We start from the raw sequence: 21,345 nt of genomic DNA on the forward strand, positions 1-21,345 counted from the left end.
CACCAAATAGGTGAGTTATTTTTTGTATATGTAAAAAAACTGACCGTAGTCAGTTTGATTTTATTTTAAGAATGATTGAATTGTAGTGAGAACTTCGTCACGATCAAGTTTAATCGCTTCGTCTTTATTACGCTCTTTAAATTCAACTTGATTGTTTTCAACATCACGACCAATCGTAATTCGTAATGGGATACCAATTAATTCCATGTCATTAAATTTGACACCAGGACGTTGGTTGCGATCATCAAGAAGAACCTCAATTCCTGCTTGTGTTAACTCGTTGTAAAGGTCAGTTGCATAAGCCATATGTTCATCACTCTTGCTATTGATGACAACAATTGAGACATGATATGGTGCTAAATTGATTGGCCAAATGATTCCGTTATCGTCATGACTTTGTTCAACGATAGCTGCTAAAGTACGACCCAGTCCGATTCCATATGAACCCATATATACGTCTTGAAGTTTATTGTTTTGATCAAGATATTCTAGATTCATTGCTTTTGAGTACTTAGTTCCTAATTTAAAAGTATTTCCAACTTCAATTCCTTTTGAAAAGGTAAGAACACCAGTACCATCAGGGTTTGGATCGCCTTCTTTAACATTAGATACGTCAACAATATGTGTTGCTTCGAAATCTGAGTGATTAGCATTGATGAAGTGGAAGTCATTTTCGTTAGCTCCGACAGTGAAGTTACGTAAGCCTTCAATTTCTTTATCAACAATAATATCAATATCGAGACCGATAGGACCTGCAAATCCAACATTAGCATTTGTAATACGTTGGACATTTTCAAAATCAGCAAGTTCAACTTCAGTTGCACCATAGATTTTGGAGAGCTTTGTTTCGTTTACATCACGGTCCCCTAAAACGCAAACAGCGACGAATTTATCGTCAAGACGGTAAATAAGTGTTTTAACGAATGTTTTGACATCTTGATTTAAAAATGCTGATACTTCTTCGATTGTTTTTGCATTGGGTGTGTGCACTTTTTCAAGAGATTTTAAATCATCGGTACTGACGATGCGTGATACGTTCTCAGCAACTTCTAAGTTGCTTGCAAATCCTGTATCTTCACCAAGGACTAGGATATCTTCTCCAATTTCAGTAACTGCTTGGAACTCTTCTGAGAGAAGACCGCCCATAATTCCAGTATCCGCACGTACAATACGATAATCTAAGCCAATACGATCAAAAATACGTTTGTAAGCTTCAAACATTGCATCGTAAGAATCGTTTGCGTCTTCCAATGTTGCATCGAATGTATAGGCATCTTTCATCACAAATTCACGAACACGAATGAGTCCAAAACGAGGACGGGCTTCATCACGGAATTTAGTTTGGAATTGGTATAAACTAAAAGGCATATCTTTGTATGATTTAATTTTCATCTGTGCTGCTTGAGCAAAGAGTTCTTCATGTGTTGGTCCTAAAACGAACGGTTTTTGGTAGCGATCTTTCAATGTAAACATGCTTGAACCAATGATATCACGACGTCCTGAAGCAATATAGACATCTTCCGGGATAAGGGTTGGCATGGTCATTTCCATGGCATCAATGCCATTCATTTCTTCACGAATGATAGTTTCAATTTTATCTTTTACACGAAGTCCTAGCGGCATATACATATACACACCTGATGAGCTTTTTTTGATAAAGCCGGCACGTACAAGTAGGTTACCACTTGTTGAATCTTCGTCTTTTACATCCTCGCGTAGGGTGTAAAAGAAACTTTTACTTAATTTCATAGTTCACCTCGAATTGTTTCTTTTATAGTATAGCATGAAACGTATTCCTATCCTATATTAAAAGTGCTATTTAAGTGCGTTTAGGCCGATAATAATGTGTATTGTACACAACAATTAGTAGTAGGATATCAGGTGGATAGCGGTTACAAATCTTGTGGTTTGGTCAAATTGTGATATAATATAAATGCCTAGAAGGAACTAATATTTTTCCGACACTTTGATATAAGGGAGTTCGGATGTACTTGCGGCAGCGTGAAAACTAGCTACGTGTTAGAATCCCAAACCAAGAGACAGAACACCCACCTGTAAGAAACAGGGGACAATATCAACCTTCTGGGTTTTTTTGTGTTTAAGAGGGAGTCTGGGGTTGTTTTTACCCACTAAACAGTATAGAATATAGATATAAATTAGTTTAATAAGGATGGTGAAACCATGTTAAGTATTCTTGAAGCGAACACAACTCTCATCAGTATTGGATGGGTGTTACTTGGAGCAGTTATTGGAGGAATCGCAACTTTCTTCATAACAAAACATATGTTTGAAAAACAAATTAAAGAAAATCCACCAATCAACGAAAAAATGATTCGTGCAATGTATATGCAGATGGGGCGTAAGCCTTCAGAAGCGCAGATTCGTCAAATTATGAAATCGATGGGTCAATAGAAAACACAGGCGACTGTGTTTTTTCATTAAAATGAAGAAGAAAATACTCAAAGGTTTATTGGTGGTTGCCCTCGCTGTCTTAGCAGTTACGGGATGGATTGTATACCAAGGTTACGAAGAATATACGCGAGCGATAGCGGAGCGTCCTGTTACGCAAATGTTTGCGGATGAAATGGCAGAGGATGATTTTGTCTATGCCGATCAATTACCTGAAATGTTAAAGGCGAGTGTTATCGCAACTGAGGATGCCCGCTTCATGACACGCTGGACAACGTTGGATTATATCGCACTCTCGCGAGCAACGTTACGAAATATCCAGAATCTTAGTTATGTTGAAGGTGGCAGTACAATCCCACAACAAATCGCAAAGAATTTTTATTTTGGCGATGAAATGACGCTTCGACGCAAAGTGGCCGAATATTTTGTTGCGCGTGATATGCTAAAAACATTTAGTAAAGAAGAAATTCTAGCGATTTACATTAATATGAATTACTATGGCGATGGTTATGATGGTCTGGAAGCAGCAACACATGGCTATTTTGGTGTCGATCCGATTGATTTAACGGATGCCCAGGCAACAATACTTGCAGGTATCCCGCAAGCGCCGTCGCATTATCAACTGAGTACAAATTATGAAGGTGCGAAAGCACGACAGCGACACGTACTTAATCGACTTGTTAAAACGAAAGTCATTACTGAAGCACGTGCTCAAGAAATTTACGATACCGATATTTACGGAGGTTAACATGAAAAAAAGAATGATTAGTGGAATTAAACCCACTGGACAATTAACGTTAGGAAACTACATTGGCGCTTTGAGACCTTTTGTCCAATCTCAGGAAGAGTACGATGTGAATGTGTTTATTGCAAACTTGCATTGTATTACAATGCCGATTGATCCCCAAGAACTTGAGACAAACCTCAAGGACGCCTTGTTGTTTTATTTAGCAAGTGGATTGGATCCTGAGAAATGTACCATCTTTTTACAAAGTGATGTGAAAGAGATTGCTCAATTAGGTTTTATTATGTCTTGTGTAACGCCAATGGGTGAGTTAAATCGAATGACTCAATATAAAGACAAAAAAGATACAGGGATGTCACTCAGTGGTGGCTTCTATACATATCCGACACTAATGACCGCTGATATTGTTATTCATCAAGCTGATTTAGTACCAGTAGGTGAGGACCAAAAACAACATGTAGAGCTTGCACGTAATACTGCAGAACGATTCAACAATCGCTTTGGTGATACTTTTGTGATTCCAGAACCTGTCATTGCGAAAGTTGGAAGCAAAATAATGTCACTTCAAGATCCAACGAAAAAAATGAGCAAGTCAGACACTGAGGGCGAAAAAGGCGTTATTTATCTTCGTGATGATCTTAAATCAGCACGTAAAAAAATTATGTCTGCAGTAACCGATTCACTTGGTGTTGTGAAGTATGATGTTGAGAATCAACCTGGAGTGTCTAATTTGCTTACCATTTATGCAGCACTAGAGAATATATCAATTCCTGAAGCAGAAGCGCAGTTTAAAGACTCACAATATGGAGGATTCAAAAAAGCGGTTGCCGATCGGGTTGTTGCAGAGTTGGAAATGCTTCAAACAGGCTATGAGAAATTTAACCAAGGAGAATACCTTGCTGAAGTCCTTGAGAAGGGTGCAGAAGCAATGCGTCCAACAGCGAAAAAGACGCTTGAAGACGTCCAACGTAAAATGGGTTTAGATTGGTTGTAACATAATATCACACACCAATCTAACGCAAAAAACACTATGAAATAAAGGCTTTACACGTTATAATGATAAGTAAAAGAGGAGGTCTCTTATGATTGTACTATACTCATCTCCCGGATGTGCGTCGTGCCGCAAAGTGCGACAATGGCTAAAAGAACGTAATCTCAAGTTCATTGAGAAAAACATTTTCACATCTATGTTGAGTGAAAAAGAAATTAAACATCTTTTGATGCGTAGCGAAAATGGAACTGAGGATATTATTTCCAAGCGCTCAAAAGTTATGCAAGAATCACAAATCGATCTTGATGCATTATCAATTAATGAATTAATCGTTTTCATACAAAGACATCCTTCAATTCTTAAAAGACCAATCGTTATGAATGAAAAAACTTTCTTGGTAGGTTATGATGAAGAGGAAATTGATGCATTTTTGCCGTCTGAAATGAGACAGTCGCATCGTATTTCTATGGAAACAGCATCTGAATTATAAGCAATAGAAAGTTGGTATTATGAAAGTATTAGTAGGTTTATCAGGGGGCGTCGATAGCGCAGTCGCTGCTCACTTATTGAAGTCGCAAGGACATGATGTTACTTGCGCTTTTATGCGTAACTGGGATTCGTTTGCCAATAATGATATTATGGGTAACCCAACAATTATGGACGACATGTGTACACAGGAAGTCGACTATGCAGATGCGAAACGAGTTGCTGACCACTTAGGTCTTCCATTGCTTCGTGTCGATTATGTCAAAGAATACTGGGACAATGTCTTTTCCTTCTTTCTAGCAGAAACAGAACGAGGACATACCCCTAATCCAGATATTCTTTGTAACCGATATGTAAAATTTGATTCATTCTATGATTTTATGGATAAAAATGGCTTTGATATGCTTGCTACAGGGCATTATGCAGTGACTAAAGATGGTAAAATGTTTAGAGCAGAAGATCAAAACAAAGATCAAACATATTTCTTGAGCCGTGTGAAACCAGAAGTTTTACCACGTGTTATGTTTCCATTAGGGGAACTTAATAAAGAAGAAGTTCGTAAAATTGCCTTAGAATTAGATTTACCAGTTGCTACCAAAAAGGATTCAACTGGAATCTGTTTTATTGGTGAACGTGAATACCGTGATTTCTTAAAAAACTACCTCAAAGATTCTGAAGGATCAATTGTTGAAGTTGATTCAGGGAAGGAAATTGGACGTCATCAAGGCGTCATGTTTTATACCATTGGACAACGACACGGATTGAATATTAATACATCAGTTGGACCATTCTTCGTAGTTGGGAAAGACCTTTCAACGAACACGATTTATGTTGGTAAAGGATCAGACCATCCAATGCTCTTTGCCTCAAAAGCAGAGATTGCTGAGATGAACTGGTTCTCAGACAGACCTAAAGCAACAATGGATGCAACGGCGAAGTTCCGTTACCGCCAAAAAGACTTAAAAGTTCGTATTACATGGTTTGATGACACGCGCATTGAAGTTACAATGTTAGAAGATGTAAAGTCAGTAACATTAGGACAAGAAGCAGTCTTTTATCTTGGAGATGAAGTGCTCGGTGGTGGTCGCATTGATCGAGTATTTGATATTCATGGTAAAGAAGTTAAGTATGACTCACGTCTCGCTTAATCAATCAAATAAGAATGCTATATTTACGCTCAAGGAGACTTTAGGTGTATTGGCACATTACTTTGTGGGTATGCAATTTGCATATCCACTTTTAGGAATGTGGGTATCCCTGGACATACTTAAAATCAAGACATCGTATTCAGGAATAATGGTCGTTTCGCTAGGTGTAGGATTCTTTGGAATGCTTTATATCGTTCGAAAGACATTGCGCTTATTAATTCGAGATTTAAAAAAACGATGGCGATATTTATGCAAGCAAATGGTGATAGGAGCAGTAATTCTCGGCATCGTAAATTTATTCATGAATTGGATAATTCTGTTGATATGGGGTAATGGTGCGATAGCGGCAAATCAAGAACTCGTATATATGAAGATTTTGAATAGTCCAATCAGTGCATTTTTTTCGATCGTATGTGTAACGCCATTTGTCGAAGAAATTGTGTTTCGGGGTGTTTTGTATCAAAAATTTGGTTTTGAGAGTTCACAACGTATTGGAGTCATTATCTCTTCATTACTATTTGGAATGTTTCATGCCTGGCCCGGCGATAGCATGGGTATTTCGTTGCTTTTACCGATATATTTATTTCAATATACTGTTATGGGATTTTTACTCGCAAAATATGTTGCGAAAACAGAGACAATTTTCACCTCAATCGGTATACATTTTTTGAATAACTTGATAGGCTATATAGGAATAATACTAATGATAGGATGAGGGTAAGTATGGAACAAACTGTTAAAGGCGTCGTAGATTCAGCGATATTTGTAAATGAGCAATCTGGATTTGGTATCTTTAGAATTGTTCTTTTTAATACCAATCAAAAACCCTTAACGATCAAAGGACCTATCAGTGCTTTGGAGCTTGAGTCATTCTATGAATTCACAGGTACTTATCGAGAGGATCCTCGCTTTGGGATGCAGTTTGCCGTAAGTGCATACCAGAAAATGATGCCACAAGATCGTGATTTCATCATTCGTTATTTAAGTGGTCCAAATTTTCCAGGAGTTGGTCAAAAATCTGCAGAAGCACTTGTAGATAAATATGGGGCAACAATTTTAGATGATATAAGAAATAATCCTGACTTTATAATTGAATGCAAAGGCATTACACAAGGTAAAGCTGAGTTGATTATGGAAAAAGTTCGCTACCAAGATCCAATTGAAGATGCTGTAGCTTTTTTGATAGCGAATGGACTGGGTAATAAGCAAATCATTAAAATTACTAAGGCGTATGGCGAGGAATCTGTACCGTTGATAAAAAGTAATCCGTACCGTCTGGTTTATGATATTGATGGCATTGGATTTAAAACAGCAGATAAAGTAGCGATGTCATTAGGTTACGACATGGATGACCCAAATAGAATTGAAGCACTCATGCTTGATCGCTATAAAACGCTAGCATTTGGGCAAGGTGACAGTTACATTTTCCGAGAACAACTTATAGAGAGTATACGTCCATCGGAGTTGGAACGTGCAGAAATCGCGATTGACGCATTAATAGAACATGGTGAACTTGTTGAAGATGAAGACCGTCTCTATCATTATACCCAATATGAAAGTGAGACATATGTCTCAGATTTCTTAAAAGAATTCAATTATCCAGCGGATGAGTTTTTACTTGATGATATTGATGAAAAAATTGATGCTGTGGCGCAAGATTTGCGAATTGATTTTGATGATGTCCAACTACATGCTATTAAAGAATTTATGGCATCAAATATGATGATTTTAACAGGGGGACCAGGTACTGGTAAAAGTACGTTATTATCCGGGATAGTCACTTTACTTCAAAAAAATATGCCGTGGCTTCAGATAACGTTGTGTGCTCCAACAGGACGAGCCGCAAAACGTATGGAAGCATTAACAAATGTACAGGCGTCTACAGTTCACTCGGCACTTCGTTGGGATTTGGAGTCAAATCAATTTGGTATGCATGAGGATAATCCTCTTGAGGCAGACATCTTAATTGTTGACGAGTTTTCGATGGTTGACATTTGGTTGTTTGCGAACCTATTAAAAGCAAGTGGTCGTGTTAAAAAGTTTCTGTTTGTAGGTGATCAAAATCAGTTGCCTTCGGTAGGAAGTGGATTTGTACTGGGTGACTTGATTGCATCCAAAGCTATTTCAACCATTGAATTGGAACGTAATTATCGTCAAGAATCAGGCTCTGAAGTCATTGACCTTGCGGTGAATATGAATCAAGGGATTTTTGAAGTGGCATCGTATCATCGTGATGTGAAGTTCTTTGATGCTCGCTATGGTAGCGTTAAGGATATCGTCCTTAAACTGGTGGATCAAGCCTTATCCAAAGGGTATAGCTTGCAGGATATCCAAGTGCTGGCTCCAATGTATGACGGTATTGCTGGGATTGATAACTTAAACCATTTTCTTCAAAAAATGTGTAACCCAGAGAGTATTTCTAAACCGCAACATATGGTGGGAACTCGAATATTCAGAGAAGGAGACAAAATTCTTCAACTCAAAAATCAACCAGACGACTTTGTTTTTAATGGTGACATAGGGACCTTAGTCGAAGTAGACTCCAAGTATATGGTCGTTGATTTTGATGGCAATTTTGTTGAGTATGAGCCTTCGAATTTTATAAACATTACGCATGCTTATGCAATGAGTGTTCATAAAGCACAGGGGAGTGAGTACCCAATTGTAATCCTAGTTGCAGTTTCAGATTTTTATCGAATGTTGTCGCGTCGTTTGTATTATACTGGTGCAACACGTTCATCGAAATCACTAATTTTAGTGGGGGAATATGATGCATTCAGAAGAGCTGTTGATAATCATCATGAATCCAAACGGCAGACTTATCTTGAAGAACGCATGCGATCCAAATAAAAAGAGTTACACAATGGTGCAACTCTTTTTTACTATTTTTTTGATTTTAACTCTTCAAGAATACCTTGGAGAAGTATGACTTCCTCGCTTGGTGCTGCTGGTGCTTCTTCAACAACTTCAGCTTCTTGTTTTTTCGAGAACTTATTGATTGCCTTAATTGCAACAAAGATACTCATGGCGATGATTAAGAAATCTATCGTAGTCTGAATGAATGACCCGTAGTTTAATGTCAGTGGGTTCGTTTCATCAGGTCTTAAAAGGATGTTCAATGAATCAAACGATCCACCACCTGTTACGACACCAACTAATGGCATAATAATATCATTAACTAAAGAGGTAACAATTTTCCCGAATGCGCCCCCAATAACAACCCCAATTGCCATGTCGAGAACATTTCCCTTCATCGCAAACTCTTTAAATTCTGCTAGAAATTTTTTCATGTAATCCTCCTCCTTATAATTACTTGAAATTTCAAATACTAACTTAATACTAACAAATATAGAGGCGATACACAAAGGATATGAAATAAAAATTAAATGCGATTCAGAGTCCAAATATATGATATGATAATCACATTAGAAAGAAGGATATTACAATGAATGAATCAACAATTATGAACTACTTTAAAGCGATAAGCGCTATTCCTCGTGCTTCTTTCAACGAAAAAGGCATGCATGATTATCTCGTAAATTTTGCCAATGAACGTGGCCTCAAAGTTATTTCTGACGCAATGTGGAACGTTATTATTTTTAAACCGGCATCAACAGGTTACGAAAACGCACCATCCGTCATGCTTCAAGGTCATACTGATATGGTCGCAGAAAAAGACAGCAGCAGTGATCACAACTTTGATACTGATGGATTAGAGCTTTATGAAGAAGATGGGTTTCTCAAAGCGAAAGGCACAACATTAGGAGCTGATAATGGTGTTGCTGTTGCCTATATGTTGGCACTTCTTGATGATAAAAATGCGAAACATCCTGCATTGGAATGTGTATTTACAGTCCAAGAAGAGACAGGATTAACAGGTGCTGAGAAAATCGATGTGTCGATGCTCGAATCACGTTTAGTGATTGGTCTTGACTCATCTGGTGAATCGGAGATTTATGTATCTTCATGTGGTGGTGCACGTGCAGTTTTAAATCGTGATGTTACATTTGAAAATAAGACAATGAAAACAGTAACAGTAGCAATCACGGGACTCTTTGGTGGGCACTCTGGTGGTGAAATTGATAAAGAACGTGGAAATGCTAATAAAATTGCAGGGATACTCATGTATCGTGCTGCGCAATTGATGGATGTTCGTGTTGTAGCTTTTGCAGGTGGAGATAAAATGAATGCCATCACACGAGAAGCGACATTTACACTTGCCGTGGAAGATATCCAAGCATTTAAGGATTTCTATGAGACTGCAACAAATGAATTTAAACTTCAGTATGCTGCAAGTGATGCTGGCTTAGCATTTTCTTTAACAGAAGGTGAAACAGAAAAAGTACTAGATATCGATGCTTCTCGCGCAGTTATTACATCATTATTCATGCTACCATATGGTGTCATCCAAATGAGTAAAGATATCGAAGGACTCGTTATTACATCAAGCAATATTGGTAAAGTAACCCTAACTGACACAACTTATGAAGTCCAAATGTCAATTCGTGCAACACAAGCATTTGTGAAGGACACTGTCCTAGCTCAAGTTGATTGGATTGGTCGACAATGTGGCATGCAATCGGAATTTTCTGCGAAGTATCCCGGATGGATGTACGATCCACAATCAAAATTCCGTGAACATACTGAGAGAGCTTACCGTGAACTCCGTGGCGAAGCAATGAAACACGAAGCAACGCATGGTGGTATGGAACTCGGGATTTGGAGTGACAAACTTCCGGGATCAGATATTGTTAGCTTTGGTCCAATTATGTATGATATTCATACACCTTTGGAAAGACTTGATATTGGCTCATTTGAGCGCACATATGAGTTTTTAGTCGTTCTGTTAGAAGGACTCAATAATTATTAATCACAAAGCCCCCAGAGTTGTCTGAGGGCTTTTCAGTATCAATATACCGAACTTGTAGAATGTGGTATTATAAGTAATATGGAGGAAGAATCATGACCAGTAAATTAAAGTTTAATTCATTTGGAAGTGGTACTATTTTGGGATTGGAAGACGTGCCAGATGAAGTGTTTGCAAATCAAATCATGGGTGAGGGCTACGCTATCGATCTTACTTTGGGAGAAATCTATGCACCCATTGATGGTGAGGTAAATATGCTTTTTCCTACAGGACATGCCATTGGTTTCATTTGTGATGATGGTTCTGAATTTATTATTCACTTGGGAATTGATACCGTTTCATTGAATGGTAAGGGATTTGAAACACTTGTTGATATTGGTGATTATGTTAAGCAGGGTCAGTTGATTTCGAAATTGGATTTGAATTTCATCAATGAAAAAGGGTATAGCACAATTAGCCCAATAGTTTTTACGACAGGCCAGAAAATTAAGCTAATTGCAGAGGGAAAACACGTTAAATACGGAGAATCAGATATATTTAAATTTGTCTAATCGTATTTTTCTCTACCAATAGAAAATTGTGCTAATTTTATTAACTTTAATCCTAAATTCTATTGATTTATCGGGCTAATTGGATTATTATAGTTAAGCAATGCCCGAGTGGTGAAATCGGTAGACGCACTGGACTCAAAATCCAGCGAGGTAAAACTCATGACGGTTCGAGTCCGTCCTCGGGCACCATAAGATGAATAATAACTCTGAATTTTAACTAATTCAGAGTTTTTTGTATTTACTGAAAGAAGATAAAACGAATAGATGGCCACTGAAAACGTTGGTTTCTAAACATATAAAAAATGAGTTTAACAATTCAGGATTAACAGTTAGAGTGTTTGCAAAAAAAGTGCTTGCACCGACAATTTTTCAGATACTGCCATATGCTGCATATGGTAGCACATTATCTCATATCATTGACGCTATGTTACAGTAAATTATTGTATCTCTTGCAGATATGATAAATAAAAATGTTGAATTTTTTGATCCTGATAAAACAATCGAAGATAATGAATAAGCCCAAAAAAACATAAGGCCTATGAACTTTTAGACGGTTCAATTTTGCAATCTTACAAGGCGTACCACAACCAAGTAAAATCCACTCAATACATTGATGACTTCTTTGAAACACATAAATGATTGGGTTCTAAAATATTGAATTTTGGTTAAGAAAACTAATACATCGTCATCATTAGTATGTTACGAAGGTTTGGATGCAGGTTTAACAGTATATATAGGAGGTAAAAGCATAAATTTTAAGAGTATGTAAACTCGTCCAAGGCTAATTGATATGACATTTTCAATAAAAAGACGAACCTGAGTTTAATCATCATGATAGAGAGCAAAATACATTCTTATTAATCTTCAGAATATCGAGTTTATTTGTTTGAGATAAATAGGTTCCCTTTCATTTCGTATTGTTTATGATTTTTCCTATTTACTGCCTATATTTACAGTATATTACCAGTGCTTGAAGTAAGAAATGCTGTCGACTCATAATTTGCTATAATTATTGTAGAAATTAGATGCAGTTCTGAATAGGTATAGTTTAAGAAGAGAGAATTCTATCATTTGATTATGTAAGCAACCGCAAGTTGCGTTACGAATTCTATAAACAAGGATATACTTCTGGTATACGGAGGATTACAAAATGAAAATAAATGAATTACTACGACTTCATCGAGAAAAGATTGGCTTTACACAAGAACAGCTCGCTGAGACAATTTATGTCACAAGGCAAGCAGTCTCTAAATGGGAAAGGGGAGAATCATTACCTGATCTGGAGAATATAATTATTCTTAGTGATTTGTATGATATATCAATAGATGAACTTTTGCGAGGAGCAAAATTTTTGGTGAAACCATTCCAAATTGGAGAGCACTCTTTCAGAAGAAATTTGCTCATTGGTATAATAATTTCATTATTGTTTTCTTTCATAGTATATGGAGGAAATAATCTTGTTGTGTTTAGTTTCGTGCTAATTTTTCTCGTGTTAATAACGGTAACTTCTATTAAGGAAGGCAAGATAATCATTACAAAGCAAGGGATTAAAGTTGTTGACTATAAAAATACAATTCAAAAAATTCGATCAGTTTTTTCTAAAGACCGTAATGTGCTAAATTATTCGTTCAATGAAATAAACAGTTTTTCGATAAATTATGTGAAACGTCTAAGAATGAGTCCATTTGATTTTCATCCAGATATATTTCAGGTAGTGTTTAGAACAAGTGATGGAAAAGTTCATACTCAAACATCGACACCTCAAGTGACAAAAAGTTTACCAATAATATGTGATTACCTAATGAAAAAGGGAGTCACGGTTTATGATGATAATGAAATCATAGAAATCATTATCAAGGGAGAGAATATATACGAAGTGCTGCATCGAGATAACTAGAAATTGTTAATGTTCAAGGTGTTTTTTTTTTTTTTTTTTTTATACTGTACGAAGGTTGAGCTTTGTAGCATTGTATTTTTCATAATTTATGTTATAACATACTTAAATTAAAGGTAACCGTCCACTGAGAAGCTCAATAGACGGTAAGTAGGTAAGGAGCGACATAATCATATAGGTGTGATGTAATCATGAGAATGATTTAGGGCAATGTCCTGGTAGGCATCAAAAAAACATTCAAACAAAGAGGACACTCATTACGAGTGTCTTTTATTACAAAAAGAAAACCTCTGATACTGTTTAATACAGAACTGTATGTTCGTAATTACAGTAGTAGAGGTTTTAAAATTGTAAAAAGTATTAAATGATTGCTTGATTGAAATTCGTGATTACTTTGAGCTATTAATGTTGTGAAGCGAATACAACGAATGGTGTAATATCAGACATTCGTTTTTCTCGTATTAAATAATCTAAAATCATATCAATCGTTTCAGTATCCACAAATGGTGCGAGAGGAATCAAGCCTTCAACACGCGCATTCGGCATAGACAGAGTAAGTTCAACGTGTTTGCGTAGTACAGCATCTTCTACAAACGGATATAGGCCTTCAATACCTTCCATGTCACTTTTCTCGTGAGCATAAGTGAATAAATTATTAATAGTCTCTGCATCCATAAATGGAGCAAAAGGTACGATGTCTGAGAGTTTGAAATCTTCTCGTAGTTTTAATTTTCGGATGATCATATTTAGATCTTCTTCATCTATAAACGCAACCAATGGCACAATGTCCTGAATTTTATAACGATCAATGTTTTCAAGAATCCAGGCATTAATTTGACTTGTTTCCATAAAAGGAGCAATTGCAATCAGTGATTCGACCGTGAAATCTTCAGGGTCAACTTTACTAAATACTTTTTCGAAAAGATCGGGCTTTGTAATTGGAGCAATATCAATAATTTCTTTCTCGTTTAATGGTTCATCATTTTCTATCTTTCGAACAGATTCTGCCATCCTTACATTTCCAAGTAGTTCATCAATTGAAATTGAAAAAATTTGTGAGAGTTCTGATAATTTTCCAATATCGGGACTTGTTAATCCATTTTCCCAAGATGATACTGCTTGATGGCTTACACCAAGTGTTTCTGCTAGTTCTCCTTGAGTAAGGTTTCGTTGTTTCCGTTGTGCGGCAATTACCTTACCAAGGCGATCCATATTAAATGTACTGACATTGTGAGTGATTTTCATAATCATACCTCGCTTTCTAACTAAATCTTACAATCTGAGTGTCACATTATAAAGCAAGCGCTCCTTGAATTATAGATTCAAGTAACGCTTGAATTAGTGTTTACTTATTGTTTTCATAATAATACGGTAATAATCTTCTGTCAATGAGATGTCATGATAGCGATCTTTTGGGAACTAATCAATCCTAGAAATTCACTTAAAATATTCTACATCTTACGCTGGGAATTATTAATTGTTATAAAAGTGTTTAAGGTTAGCGATAAGTATCGTAGTAGAAAAGAGCTATTTTGATAATGGAATACCAACTCGACTTTAAACTGTCGAATGACTTAGCCTTGACTCTTGCAAAGCATCAGTCTGTTTAAAACTACCAAATAAGTGCAAATAACGACGACTTGGACAGATATACTGTAAAATGAAAATTTTGTTTGGTAGTATTTTACTATAAGTCTTAAGATTAATGTATCGAAATTATCATGTGTATCCTGTGATGATGAGAGGAATAGTAAATGAAGAAAACAATTAACATGATCTTATTAAGTGTTTTTACTTTTACGTTACTAATGTCAATTTTCCAAGTAGATAGGTTTTCTGAGTCAATAACTATCGAAAACTATGATAACGAAGAAGTTGAATCCTATTACATGGTTTTTGATAGTGATTCAGCAGATAGCAACAATAAAAATCGACTGTTGAATGAACTTGATATCTTATTCAGTCAGTTAGAGTTTAATATATATATTATAGATGTGAGTAAAGTGCGCGAAGACCGTTTAAGTATTATAGCAAAAACGAACGATAGATCGTACATTAATAATCTACCGATTCGGAACGCTAAATTGATTGAAATAGGTAATTTCTCAAGCATAAATAACGGATTCACCAATTTATTTCAAGTTTTCTCTAAAAGCGTACTTAGCTTAGACTTGGTGGATACTTTACCCACGAGTCTGCAGTTAGAAAATTTTAAAATTAATGTGACAATACCTCTAAATATTGAAAATAAGCAAATAGTATCTTTACTTAGCTCAATTGCAAGCAATTATAATGCACAAATTGTTAAATCAGAAGTGTATGTGCAAGATTCCTTCATATTAAGAATATTTAATATGAACACATATCTTTACTTTTCTTTTTTGTGTATCCAGGTACTAGTTGTTTTTAATGCAATTTTATCAAACTCTAAAGAAATAATCATAAGAAAAATTGAGGGATATAGTTCTCTCAATATTTGGAAAAGTCTCACAATTAATAAACTTTCACTGTGGCCATTCTTTATAATTGCACCGATACAGTTAGGATTAATTCTTTATGTTTATCCGTACAGGAGTATCACAAAATATCTTATCAAAATCGAATTGATTTATTTGATGTTTTCAATCATTGTGTTGCTTATAGCCGCTTGGCTCATGATTTGGATCATTTGTAAGCACAAAGAAAGTGAACTAATTAAAGGAAGATTACCTTTAAGAAGAATCCAATATCTCGTTATGTTTCTTAAAATAGCTACTGTATTCATGCTCTTAACCACAGTTCCTGCAGTGGTTGATGATGTTATGAGGTACACTTCGATGCGTTCTAATTCACGAGAATACTTTGAGAAGTATGATGGATATTATGCAATAGACGGAAGCAATAATGATTCTAGAATGATGACAGAAGAAATGTCTCGAGATTTGTATGAAAGCATCGACTTGGAAAAATTTGTCTACAGTGCATATGAAAATGATAATGGGCAAATAATCGTAAGCGTAAATGAGGATTATTTTGAAAGAGCGAAAATTTCAGTGATGGATTATGAAATATATTTTTATGCTCCATCCGATAAAACATTTTTACCGAGTATGTTAGCGGACTACTTCCCTAACAGCTTTAATGAATTTGTGTTTAATGAACTTGAGAAACCATTAGGAGATTATGCTCTCAAAAATAGATTGATGATTGTTGATGGCGATGATAGGTTAATAATATATATACCTACTGAGAACACAATCTATCATTCAATCATAAAGTTTGATGGAAGTGAGAGCGATTTTCAAAACTACATTAATTCTCTGACTTTAAGTAAAAACTTGGGAACTCCTTTGATATCAATTAGCTTAAATGAAGCATATGTTGAAGTACAACATATATTTGCGAAGACTGCGCTAAGAGCGATTTGTGTTTTGATTGTGACACTAAGTGTTTTGCTATTGTGCAATTTTAGTAATGTCGCAATATCTAGAAAGAACTATGTAAGCGTAGATAGAATATATATATATCAGAAGGGTATGCTTTAAAAAAATCAACGAGAGATTATCTCGTAAACAATATGTTTATGTACTTACTTGTGTCAATACTTGGAAGTGTGATTCTGAAAATAAGTCCAATGAATTATATACTACCGTTGATATTAATATTATTATGTGATCTGCTGGCTATTGTAGGAGGCAACAAATGAAAATTCAAGCTGAAAATATCGTAAAGAAATATGGTCAAAGAGTGGTTCTAAACAACTTCAACATTTTGATTGAATCTGGAGAATTTATGGCTTTAATGGGTGAAAGTGGTTGTGGTAAAACCACATTGGTTAATATACTTGGGCTCATTGATTCTGAATTTGAAGGTGTAGTTAAATATGATGGAAAAATAATTTCAAGATCGAGTGATAAAAGACAGATTTTGAAAAATGACATTTCTTTTATCTTTCAAAATTACGGGCTTATTGATAATAAAACCGTAGAATACAACTTATCTTTACTTCTAAACGTCAAAAAAATGAGCAAAGTGGAAAGGCAGGAAGCAATTAATTTAGCATTGAGTAAAGTAGGTTTAATTGATATTTTAGATAAAAAAGTTTACGAGCTGTCAGGAGGAGAACAACAAAGAGTCGCATTATCAAAAGTCTTCCTTAAGAAATCTAAGCTAATTATTGCTGATGAGCCAACAGCATCGTTAGATAGTGAAAATGAAAAAGAAGTGATGCAATATTTTAATGAGATAAATCAGGAAGGCTGCACAATTGTTGTCGTAACACATAGTGCAACTGTTGCGAGTTATGCAAAGAGAACCGTGAAAATTGAGTAATCACCAGAGTGAGGGTTAATGGATCGTGTATCTAATAGTATATCTTTAGATAGTGTTCCACAATATCACTTTCGACCATCAAACTATGCCATGACACTGAATTTTCCAATAATTGATGATGCAGGTATGCAATGATTATATGTATTGAGTGCTACTTATGTTAGGTTGATACATAGCACTTTTCAATGAAGCTACGTCAAAACCTTGGAAATAAGACAAAATATCAAGTATTTCGAAGGAACGAACACTAGTAATTGCGGTAGGAATATTTTAAACAATAGACTTAGTTCAATTTGAATTCTTATTGCTCTACAAGCGCTTCATCATCGATCGTATCAGGAATAAGTGTGAAATAGAGGAGGGTGATAATATGAAAAGAGTAACTGTAATCAGTATACTGCTATTACTTGTAGTAGGGTGTGCTTCAAATAATGATTCGTTAAGAACTGTTACAGTATGTAAGAGTAATTATTCTTTTTCAAACTACAGTTCATTCACGCATACAATAATTGCCCAGGGTGATGAAATACAAAAAATGGATGCTGTTGGAATACTAAACTTTGATTCTATGGAAGATAGAGATTCGGCTTTTAAAATGTACAAAGAAAGTGAATCAGAGTTTAATGAAAATAATGGAATAAGAGTATCAAATGAAATCTATGAAGATACATCAATAGTACAGAACTATGAGTATGATTTGGAATTAGTGTGAGGCGAAAATCTGATCATGAGAAATATAAGTCCAAATAAAAACATAAATCGAGGGACCTATTTATCTCGCGATATGATGATTAAACAAATAGAGTCTACAGATTTCACTTGTAATACAGAATAGGGTCTTTCCGCATCAATAGAACCTAGAAGCGTTTTGTAGCATTTCTTGACTTTAATCTCCTAAAGTGATTACAAGGATATGCGATTTTTTCATGTAATTGTATGTTAAGAAAACATAGTGTATTGATAAAAGTCTAGGTACTATTCAATACTTTAGTGAGGATATACAAGGAAGCAGTTTATTCTATTTGTCTTCAAAGTTAAATTTAATTGATTTGAGAAAACTAAATGCTAAATAGAAAGGAAAGTAGAGCATACCTTGTATGCTTAGTAACTTAAAGGAAAACTATTATGGACACACTCTACTCATTAATTGTTAGCAATATGAAGGATAAGATTCTTGATTTACAACGTTACACAGACGAGCTTTATGGCCATTCATCAGATTTACCAGCGTATCGTGTTATTATGCGAAAACTTTATGTTGATTATAGAGATAGTAATGGAAATATCGTGAAAAATGTATTACTTGAATGTCCAAAATCACCTCTTGAAAGAGACAGGTATAAAAGTCTGATTGAGTTAAGAATATATACGGGACTTCTATATTTACCACTGCAATTGGATGACTTAATGGTGGAGGAGTTTGGCAGGGATTTGTGTGTGATCATTGATGGTATGTATGATAACGAATATGATTTTGTTGCTTTCAGACTTGTCGTGGAGAAATCTATGATTGAAGAAATGTACGAGCAAATTGCCCATGTATTTGAAATAGTGTAGGTTCATACCGAGTAAAAGTGCCTACGTTAGGTTCAAAATAAAGGAAAATTCTCAATTCGGGGGTTTTCTTTTTTTCTGATTATCTGCACATTTTTTGAAAAGTACAGATGAAATATCTCGAATGATAAGATACGTGAAGTTAATGATACCTAGTACGATTCCTAAATAAATGTACAATTACATTCATTTCTTTTAGAACTAATCTGCGTTGACGCAAATGCTATGATACCCTTTTTATTCGTGCATATTTGATAATTTCGGGATTTCTTAGATTAATTACCAATGCTATGACTTATAAAAATATTTTAAAAATTCGCATAAATCACATTCTGGTGCTATTATATTAGTGTAGCGTCAAATCACTACGTGGGGGGAAATATGAAAAAAGGAAAAATCTGTTCGACTTTAGTCGCACTGACACTCTTACTTATGAGTGTTGCGCCAATGGTCGAACCAGTTTTAGCTCATCAAGTTACGATGGGTGGAGCAATACAAGGTGGCGAAACATACGGGGAATTCAATAGTATTCTCGTATATCCGAATTCTGAATCGTCAATTCTTACAAGAACCAATATGTTCAATATGAGACGATTCGATAATTGGGATACATCACATGCATGGTCAAAAAGCTATGCGCCCTTAGACGGAATTCAAAGTATTGCACCAGGTATGGAAGTAAGTCTTCTACTATTGGAAGAACCAAGTAAAATTGAAGATTTCTTGACGAAAGACTTAGAATTTGTGTTCAGCATTACAAATGATGGTGAAAACTATACTGTTGCTACACAAGATCTTCAATACAATGAAGGTACACAAACCTACATTTATCCTAATGAAGTTCAAGGATATAAATTAGAATTCATTAATCATTCATCAGAGACTCAAGCAATTGATTCCGTGGCGAATGTTCAACATACGATTAAATTAAATTATAACAATATGAGTCAAGACCAGCTTGCGGGGAAAGAACCGCTTGCTTATTGGGTTGATTCACAATTTGTCAATCAAGAACCTAAACCAACGACACAAAAAATTTATGTCATCCAGCCTAAAATCTCGGGTCAAGTTAAGTACCAAGAACTTGAAAATGAAACCAATGCACCTCAGTGGGATACAGCAGTTGTAAAAGAAAATGCTGTTGTTCAACTAATTGAAAATACACCGGTTGGTAATGTAGTAGTTGGCGAAACAAAGACCGATGCAAACGGACAGTATACATTCTCAAGTTTGAAAAATAACGCAGACTCCTACAAAATCTCAAACAGTGAAAATAGTCTCAGTGTTCGAGTCATGGAAGATAATGGTGAAACATGGATTCTGTCAGACAACATGTCTGATTTTGTAAAAGGAAATGGCGTTTCCATAGGCCGTATTACAGATATAAGTAGATATGATGAATCATTTGAAACTGCTTTTGCGAAAGTTCGATGGAACCCAGAGTTCAAGACCATAAATGAAGAAGGATCTCATGCGGTAGATATAAAGACAATCATAACTGAGACTAAAGAAGAGCCACAACCAACTGAATTAACTGTTAGATATGTGGATACATTCGGAAATACGATTGCTCCAAATAAAGCAGTTCAAGGTCTTGTCGGTGATGCTTACGATGTTTCAACAGCTGATTACAAGTTAAATATCGAAGGCTACTCATTCAAAGAAACTGAAGGTCTATTGATGGGGTCATTGACTGATGAAGCGCAAATAGTTACTTATATCTATACTAAGAATCCGGTTAGTCCATCAGTATTAACTGTAAATTACATTGATAAACTTGGAAATACAATTGCGCCAAGTAAAGTGATTCAAGGACATGTTGGTGATGTCTATGATGTCTCAACAGCTGAGTTCAAACTAGAAATTAAAGGTTTTACTTTTGATAAAATTGAAGGGGTGTTAAGTGGAACACTTGTTGACGCAAAACATACTGTTACATTTATATATGATAAGCTACCCGCGAACACATCAGAGTTAACTGTAAACTATGTCGATACTTTTGGAAATACGATAGCGCCAAGTAAGGTTGTTCACGGTTTAGTTGGGGATGCATACGATGTATCAACACCAACTTTCAAACTTGAATTAAAGGGTTATACGTTTAAAAATGTTGAAGGACTCGTTGTTGGAAAATTAACACAAGAGTCACAAGTCGTTACCTATATCTACGAACAAGATACTGTTACACCTGTGAAACCGGTCGAACCAGAAAAACCTGTAGAGCCTACATTACCCGCAACCGGAATGAACAATTCATTCATGGTATTAGGTAGTTTAATACTTACACTCGGTCTACTATTGATTGTCAAAGAAGAGACGAACAAATCAACGCGTCAACAATAAAACTTTACGAAAAATGATATTGGAACGAATTATGCAAATAGCGTTT

18 protein-coding genes, 1 tRNA gene and 1 other RNA gene are annotated in these 21,345 nt (G+C 35.5%); 17 read left to right on the forward strand and 3 right to left on the reverse strand.

What is annotated here, in order from left to right; genetic code table 11:
- Positions 1 to 60: 60 nt before the first annotated feature.
- On the reverse strand, positions 61 to 1,749 hold the full coding sequence (locus GVV19_RS07890) for a proline--tRNA ligase (protein ID WP_159646892.1): 1,689 nt from the start codon (positions 1,747 to 1,749) through the stop codon (positions 61 to 63).
- A gap of 182 nt (positions 1,750 to 1,931) precedes the next feature.
- Here GVV19_RS07890 and ssrS point away from each other — a divergent pair.
- The 8 genes from ssrS (at position 1,932) to recD2 (ending at position 8,629) form a co-directional block, all read left to right on the forward strand.
- Positions 1,932 to 2,093, forward strand: a non-coding RNA gene (gene ssrS / locus GVV19_RS07895) — 6S RNA.
- 88 nt (positions 2,094 to 2,181) lie between these two features.
- Positions 2,182 to 2,412: a YneF family protein gene (locus GVV19_RS07900; protein ID WP_159646894.1), complete on the forward strand. Its 231-nt coding sequence runs from the start codon at positions 2,182 to 2,184 to the stop codon at positions 2,410 to 2,412.
- Positions 2,413 to 2,443: 31 nt separating this feature from the next.
- Positions 2,444 to 3,157, forward strand: coding sequence for a biosynthetic peptidoglycan transglycosylase (locus GVV19_RS07905; RefSeq protein ID WP_159641615.1), 714 nt, complete (start codon positions 2,444 to 2,446; stop codon positions 3,155 to 3,157).
- A gap of 1 nt (position 3,158) precedes the next feature.
- The gene (gene trpS, locus GVV19_RS07910) at positions 3,159 to 4,148 is read left to right on the forward strand and encodes a tryptophan--tRNA ligase (RefSeq protein ID WP_159641616.1); all 990 of its coding nucleotides are present in this window, start codon (positions 3,159 to 3,161) and stop codon (positions 4,146 to 4,148) included.
- 88 nt (positions 4,149 to 4,236) lie between these two features.
- Complete coding sequence (gene spx, locus GVV19_RS07915; protein ID WP_159639033.1) at positions 4,237 to 4,635, forward strand: transcriptional regulator Spx; 399 nt, start codon at positions 4,237 to 4,239, stop codon at positions 4,633 to 4,635.
- A 19-nt stretch (positions 4,636 to 4,654) separates the two neighbouring features.
- A complete protein-coding gene (mnmA, locus tag GVV19_RS07920) occupies positions 4,655 to 5,779 on the forward strand; it encodes a tRNA 2-thiouridine(34) synthase MnmA (RefSeq protein ID WP_159646896.1) in 1,125 nt (374 codons plus the stop codon).
- Positions 5,760 to 6,494, forward strand: a complete 735-nt coding sequence (locus tag GVV19_RS07925; protein WP_159646898.1) for a CPBP family intramembrane glutamic endopeptidase — start codon at positions 5,760 to 5,762, stop codon at positions 6,492 to 6,494. The genes mnmA and GVV19_RS07925 overlap by 20 nt, the downstream gene beginning before the upstream one ends.
- Positions 6,495 to 6,502: 8 nt before the next feature.
- A complete protein-coding gene (gene recD2 / locus GVV19_RS07930) occupies positions 6,503 to 8,629 on the forward strand; it encodes an SF1B family DNA helicase RecD2 (protein WP_159646900.1) in 2,127 nt (708 codons plus the stop codon).
- 32 nt (positions 8,630 to 8,661) lie between these two features.
- Here the strand turns inward: recD2 and mscL are convergent, their stop codons facing one another.
- Positions 8,662 to 9,069: a large-conductance mechanosensitive channel protein MscL gene (gene mscL, locus GVV19_RS07935; protein ID WP_159641620.1), complete on the reverse strand. Its 408-nt coding sequence runs from the start codon at positions 9,067 to 9,069 to the stop codon at positions 8,662 to 8,664.
- A gap of 155 nt (positions 9,070 to 9,224) precedes the next feature.
- On the opposite strand from mscL, the gene pepD reads away from it, so the two are divergent.
- The 4 genes from pepD (at position 9,225) to GVV19_RS07955 (ending at position 13,094) form a co-directional block, all read left to right on the forward strand.
- Positions 9,225 to 10,649, forward strand: a complete 1,425-nt coding sequence (gene pepD / locus GVV19_RS07940) for a beta-Ala-His dipeptidase (protein ID WP_159646902.1) — start codon at positions 9,225 to 9,227, stop codon at positions 10,647 to 10,649.
- 92 nt (positions 10,650 to 10,741) lie between these two features.
- The gene (locus tag GVV19_RS07945; protein ID WP_159646904.1) at positions 10,742 to 11,197 is read left to right on the forward strand and encodes a PTS sugar transporter subunit IIA; all 456 of its coding nucleotides are present in this window, start codon (positions 10,742 to 10,744) and stop codon (positions 11,195 to 11,197) included.
- Positions 11,198 to 11,299: 102 nt separating this feature from the next.
- Positions 11,300 to 11,386: transfer RNA gene (locus GVV19_RS07950), tRNA-Leu, on the forward strand.
- A 961-nt stretch (positions 11,387 to 12,347) separates the two neighbouring features.
- Entirely contained in the window at positions 12,348 to 13,094 is a 747-nt protein-coding gene (locus tag GVV19_RS07955) for a helix-turn-helix domain-containing protein (protein WP_159646906.1), read from the forward strand.
- Positions 13,095 to 13,493: 399 nt separating this feature from the next.
- Here GVV19_RS07955 and GVV19_RS07960 read toward each other — a convergent pair whose 3' ends face one another.
- Positions 13,494 to 14,336 (reverse strand): helix-turn-helix domain-containing protein, encoded by an 843-nt coding sequence (locus tag GVV19_RS07960; protein WP_159640316.1) that lies wholly within the window; start codon positions 14,334 to 14,336, stop codon positions 13,494 to 13,496.
- A gap of 509 nt (positions 14,337 to 14,845) precedes the next feature.
- Between GVV19_RS07960 and GVV19_RS07965 the strand changes: the two genes are divergently transcribed.
- The 5 genes from GVV19_RS07965 to GVV19_RS07985 all read left to right on the forward strand — a co-directional run bounded on the left by GVV19_RS07965 (position 14,846) and on the right by GVV19_RS07985 (position 21,299).
- Positions 14,846 to 16,615, forward strand: a complete 1,770-nt coding sequence (locus GVV19_RS07965; RefSeq protein WP_159646908.1) for a hypothetical protein — start codon at positions 14,846 to 14,848, stop codon at positions 16,613 to 16,615.
- A gap of 157 nt (positions 16,616 to 16,772) precedes the next feature.
- Complete coding sequence (locus GVV19_RS07970; protein WP_159646910.1) at positions 16,773 to 17,402, forward strand: ATP-binding cassette domain-containing protein; 630 nt, start codon at positions 16,773 to 16,775, stop codon at positions 17,400 to 17,402.
- 370 nt (positions 17,403 to 17,772) lie between these two features.
- The gene (locus GVV19_RS07975; protein ID WP_159640325.1) at positions 17,773 to 18,114 is read left to right on the forward strand and encodes a hypothetical protein; all 342 of its coding nucleotides are present in this window, start codon (positions 17,773 to 17,775) and stop codon (positions 18,112 to 18,114) included.
- Between the two features lie 413 nt (positions 18,115 to 18,527).
- On the forward strand, positions 18,528 to 18,959 hold the full coding sequence (locus tag GVV19_RS07980) for a hypothetical protein (protein ID WP_159640328.1): 432 nt from the start codon (positions 18,528 to 18,530) through the stop codon (positions 18,957 to 18,959).
- A 378-nt stretch (positions 18,960 to 19,337) separates the two neighbouring features.
- Entirely contained in the window at positions 19,338 to 21,299 is a 1,962-nt protein-coding gene (locus GVV19_RS07985; RefSeq protein WP_159646912.1) for a MucBP domain-containing protein, read from the forward strand.
- Positions 21,300 to 21,345: the final 46 nt, after the last annotated feature.

It is taken from the genome of Erysipelothrix anatis, from assembly GCF_009828745.1.
GTDB lineage: Bacteria > Bacillota_I > Bacilli_A > Erysipelotrichales > Erysipelotrichaceae > Erysipelothrix > Erysipelothrix anatis.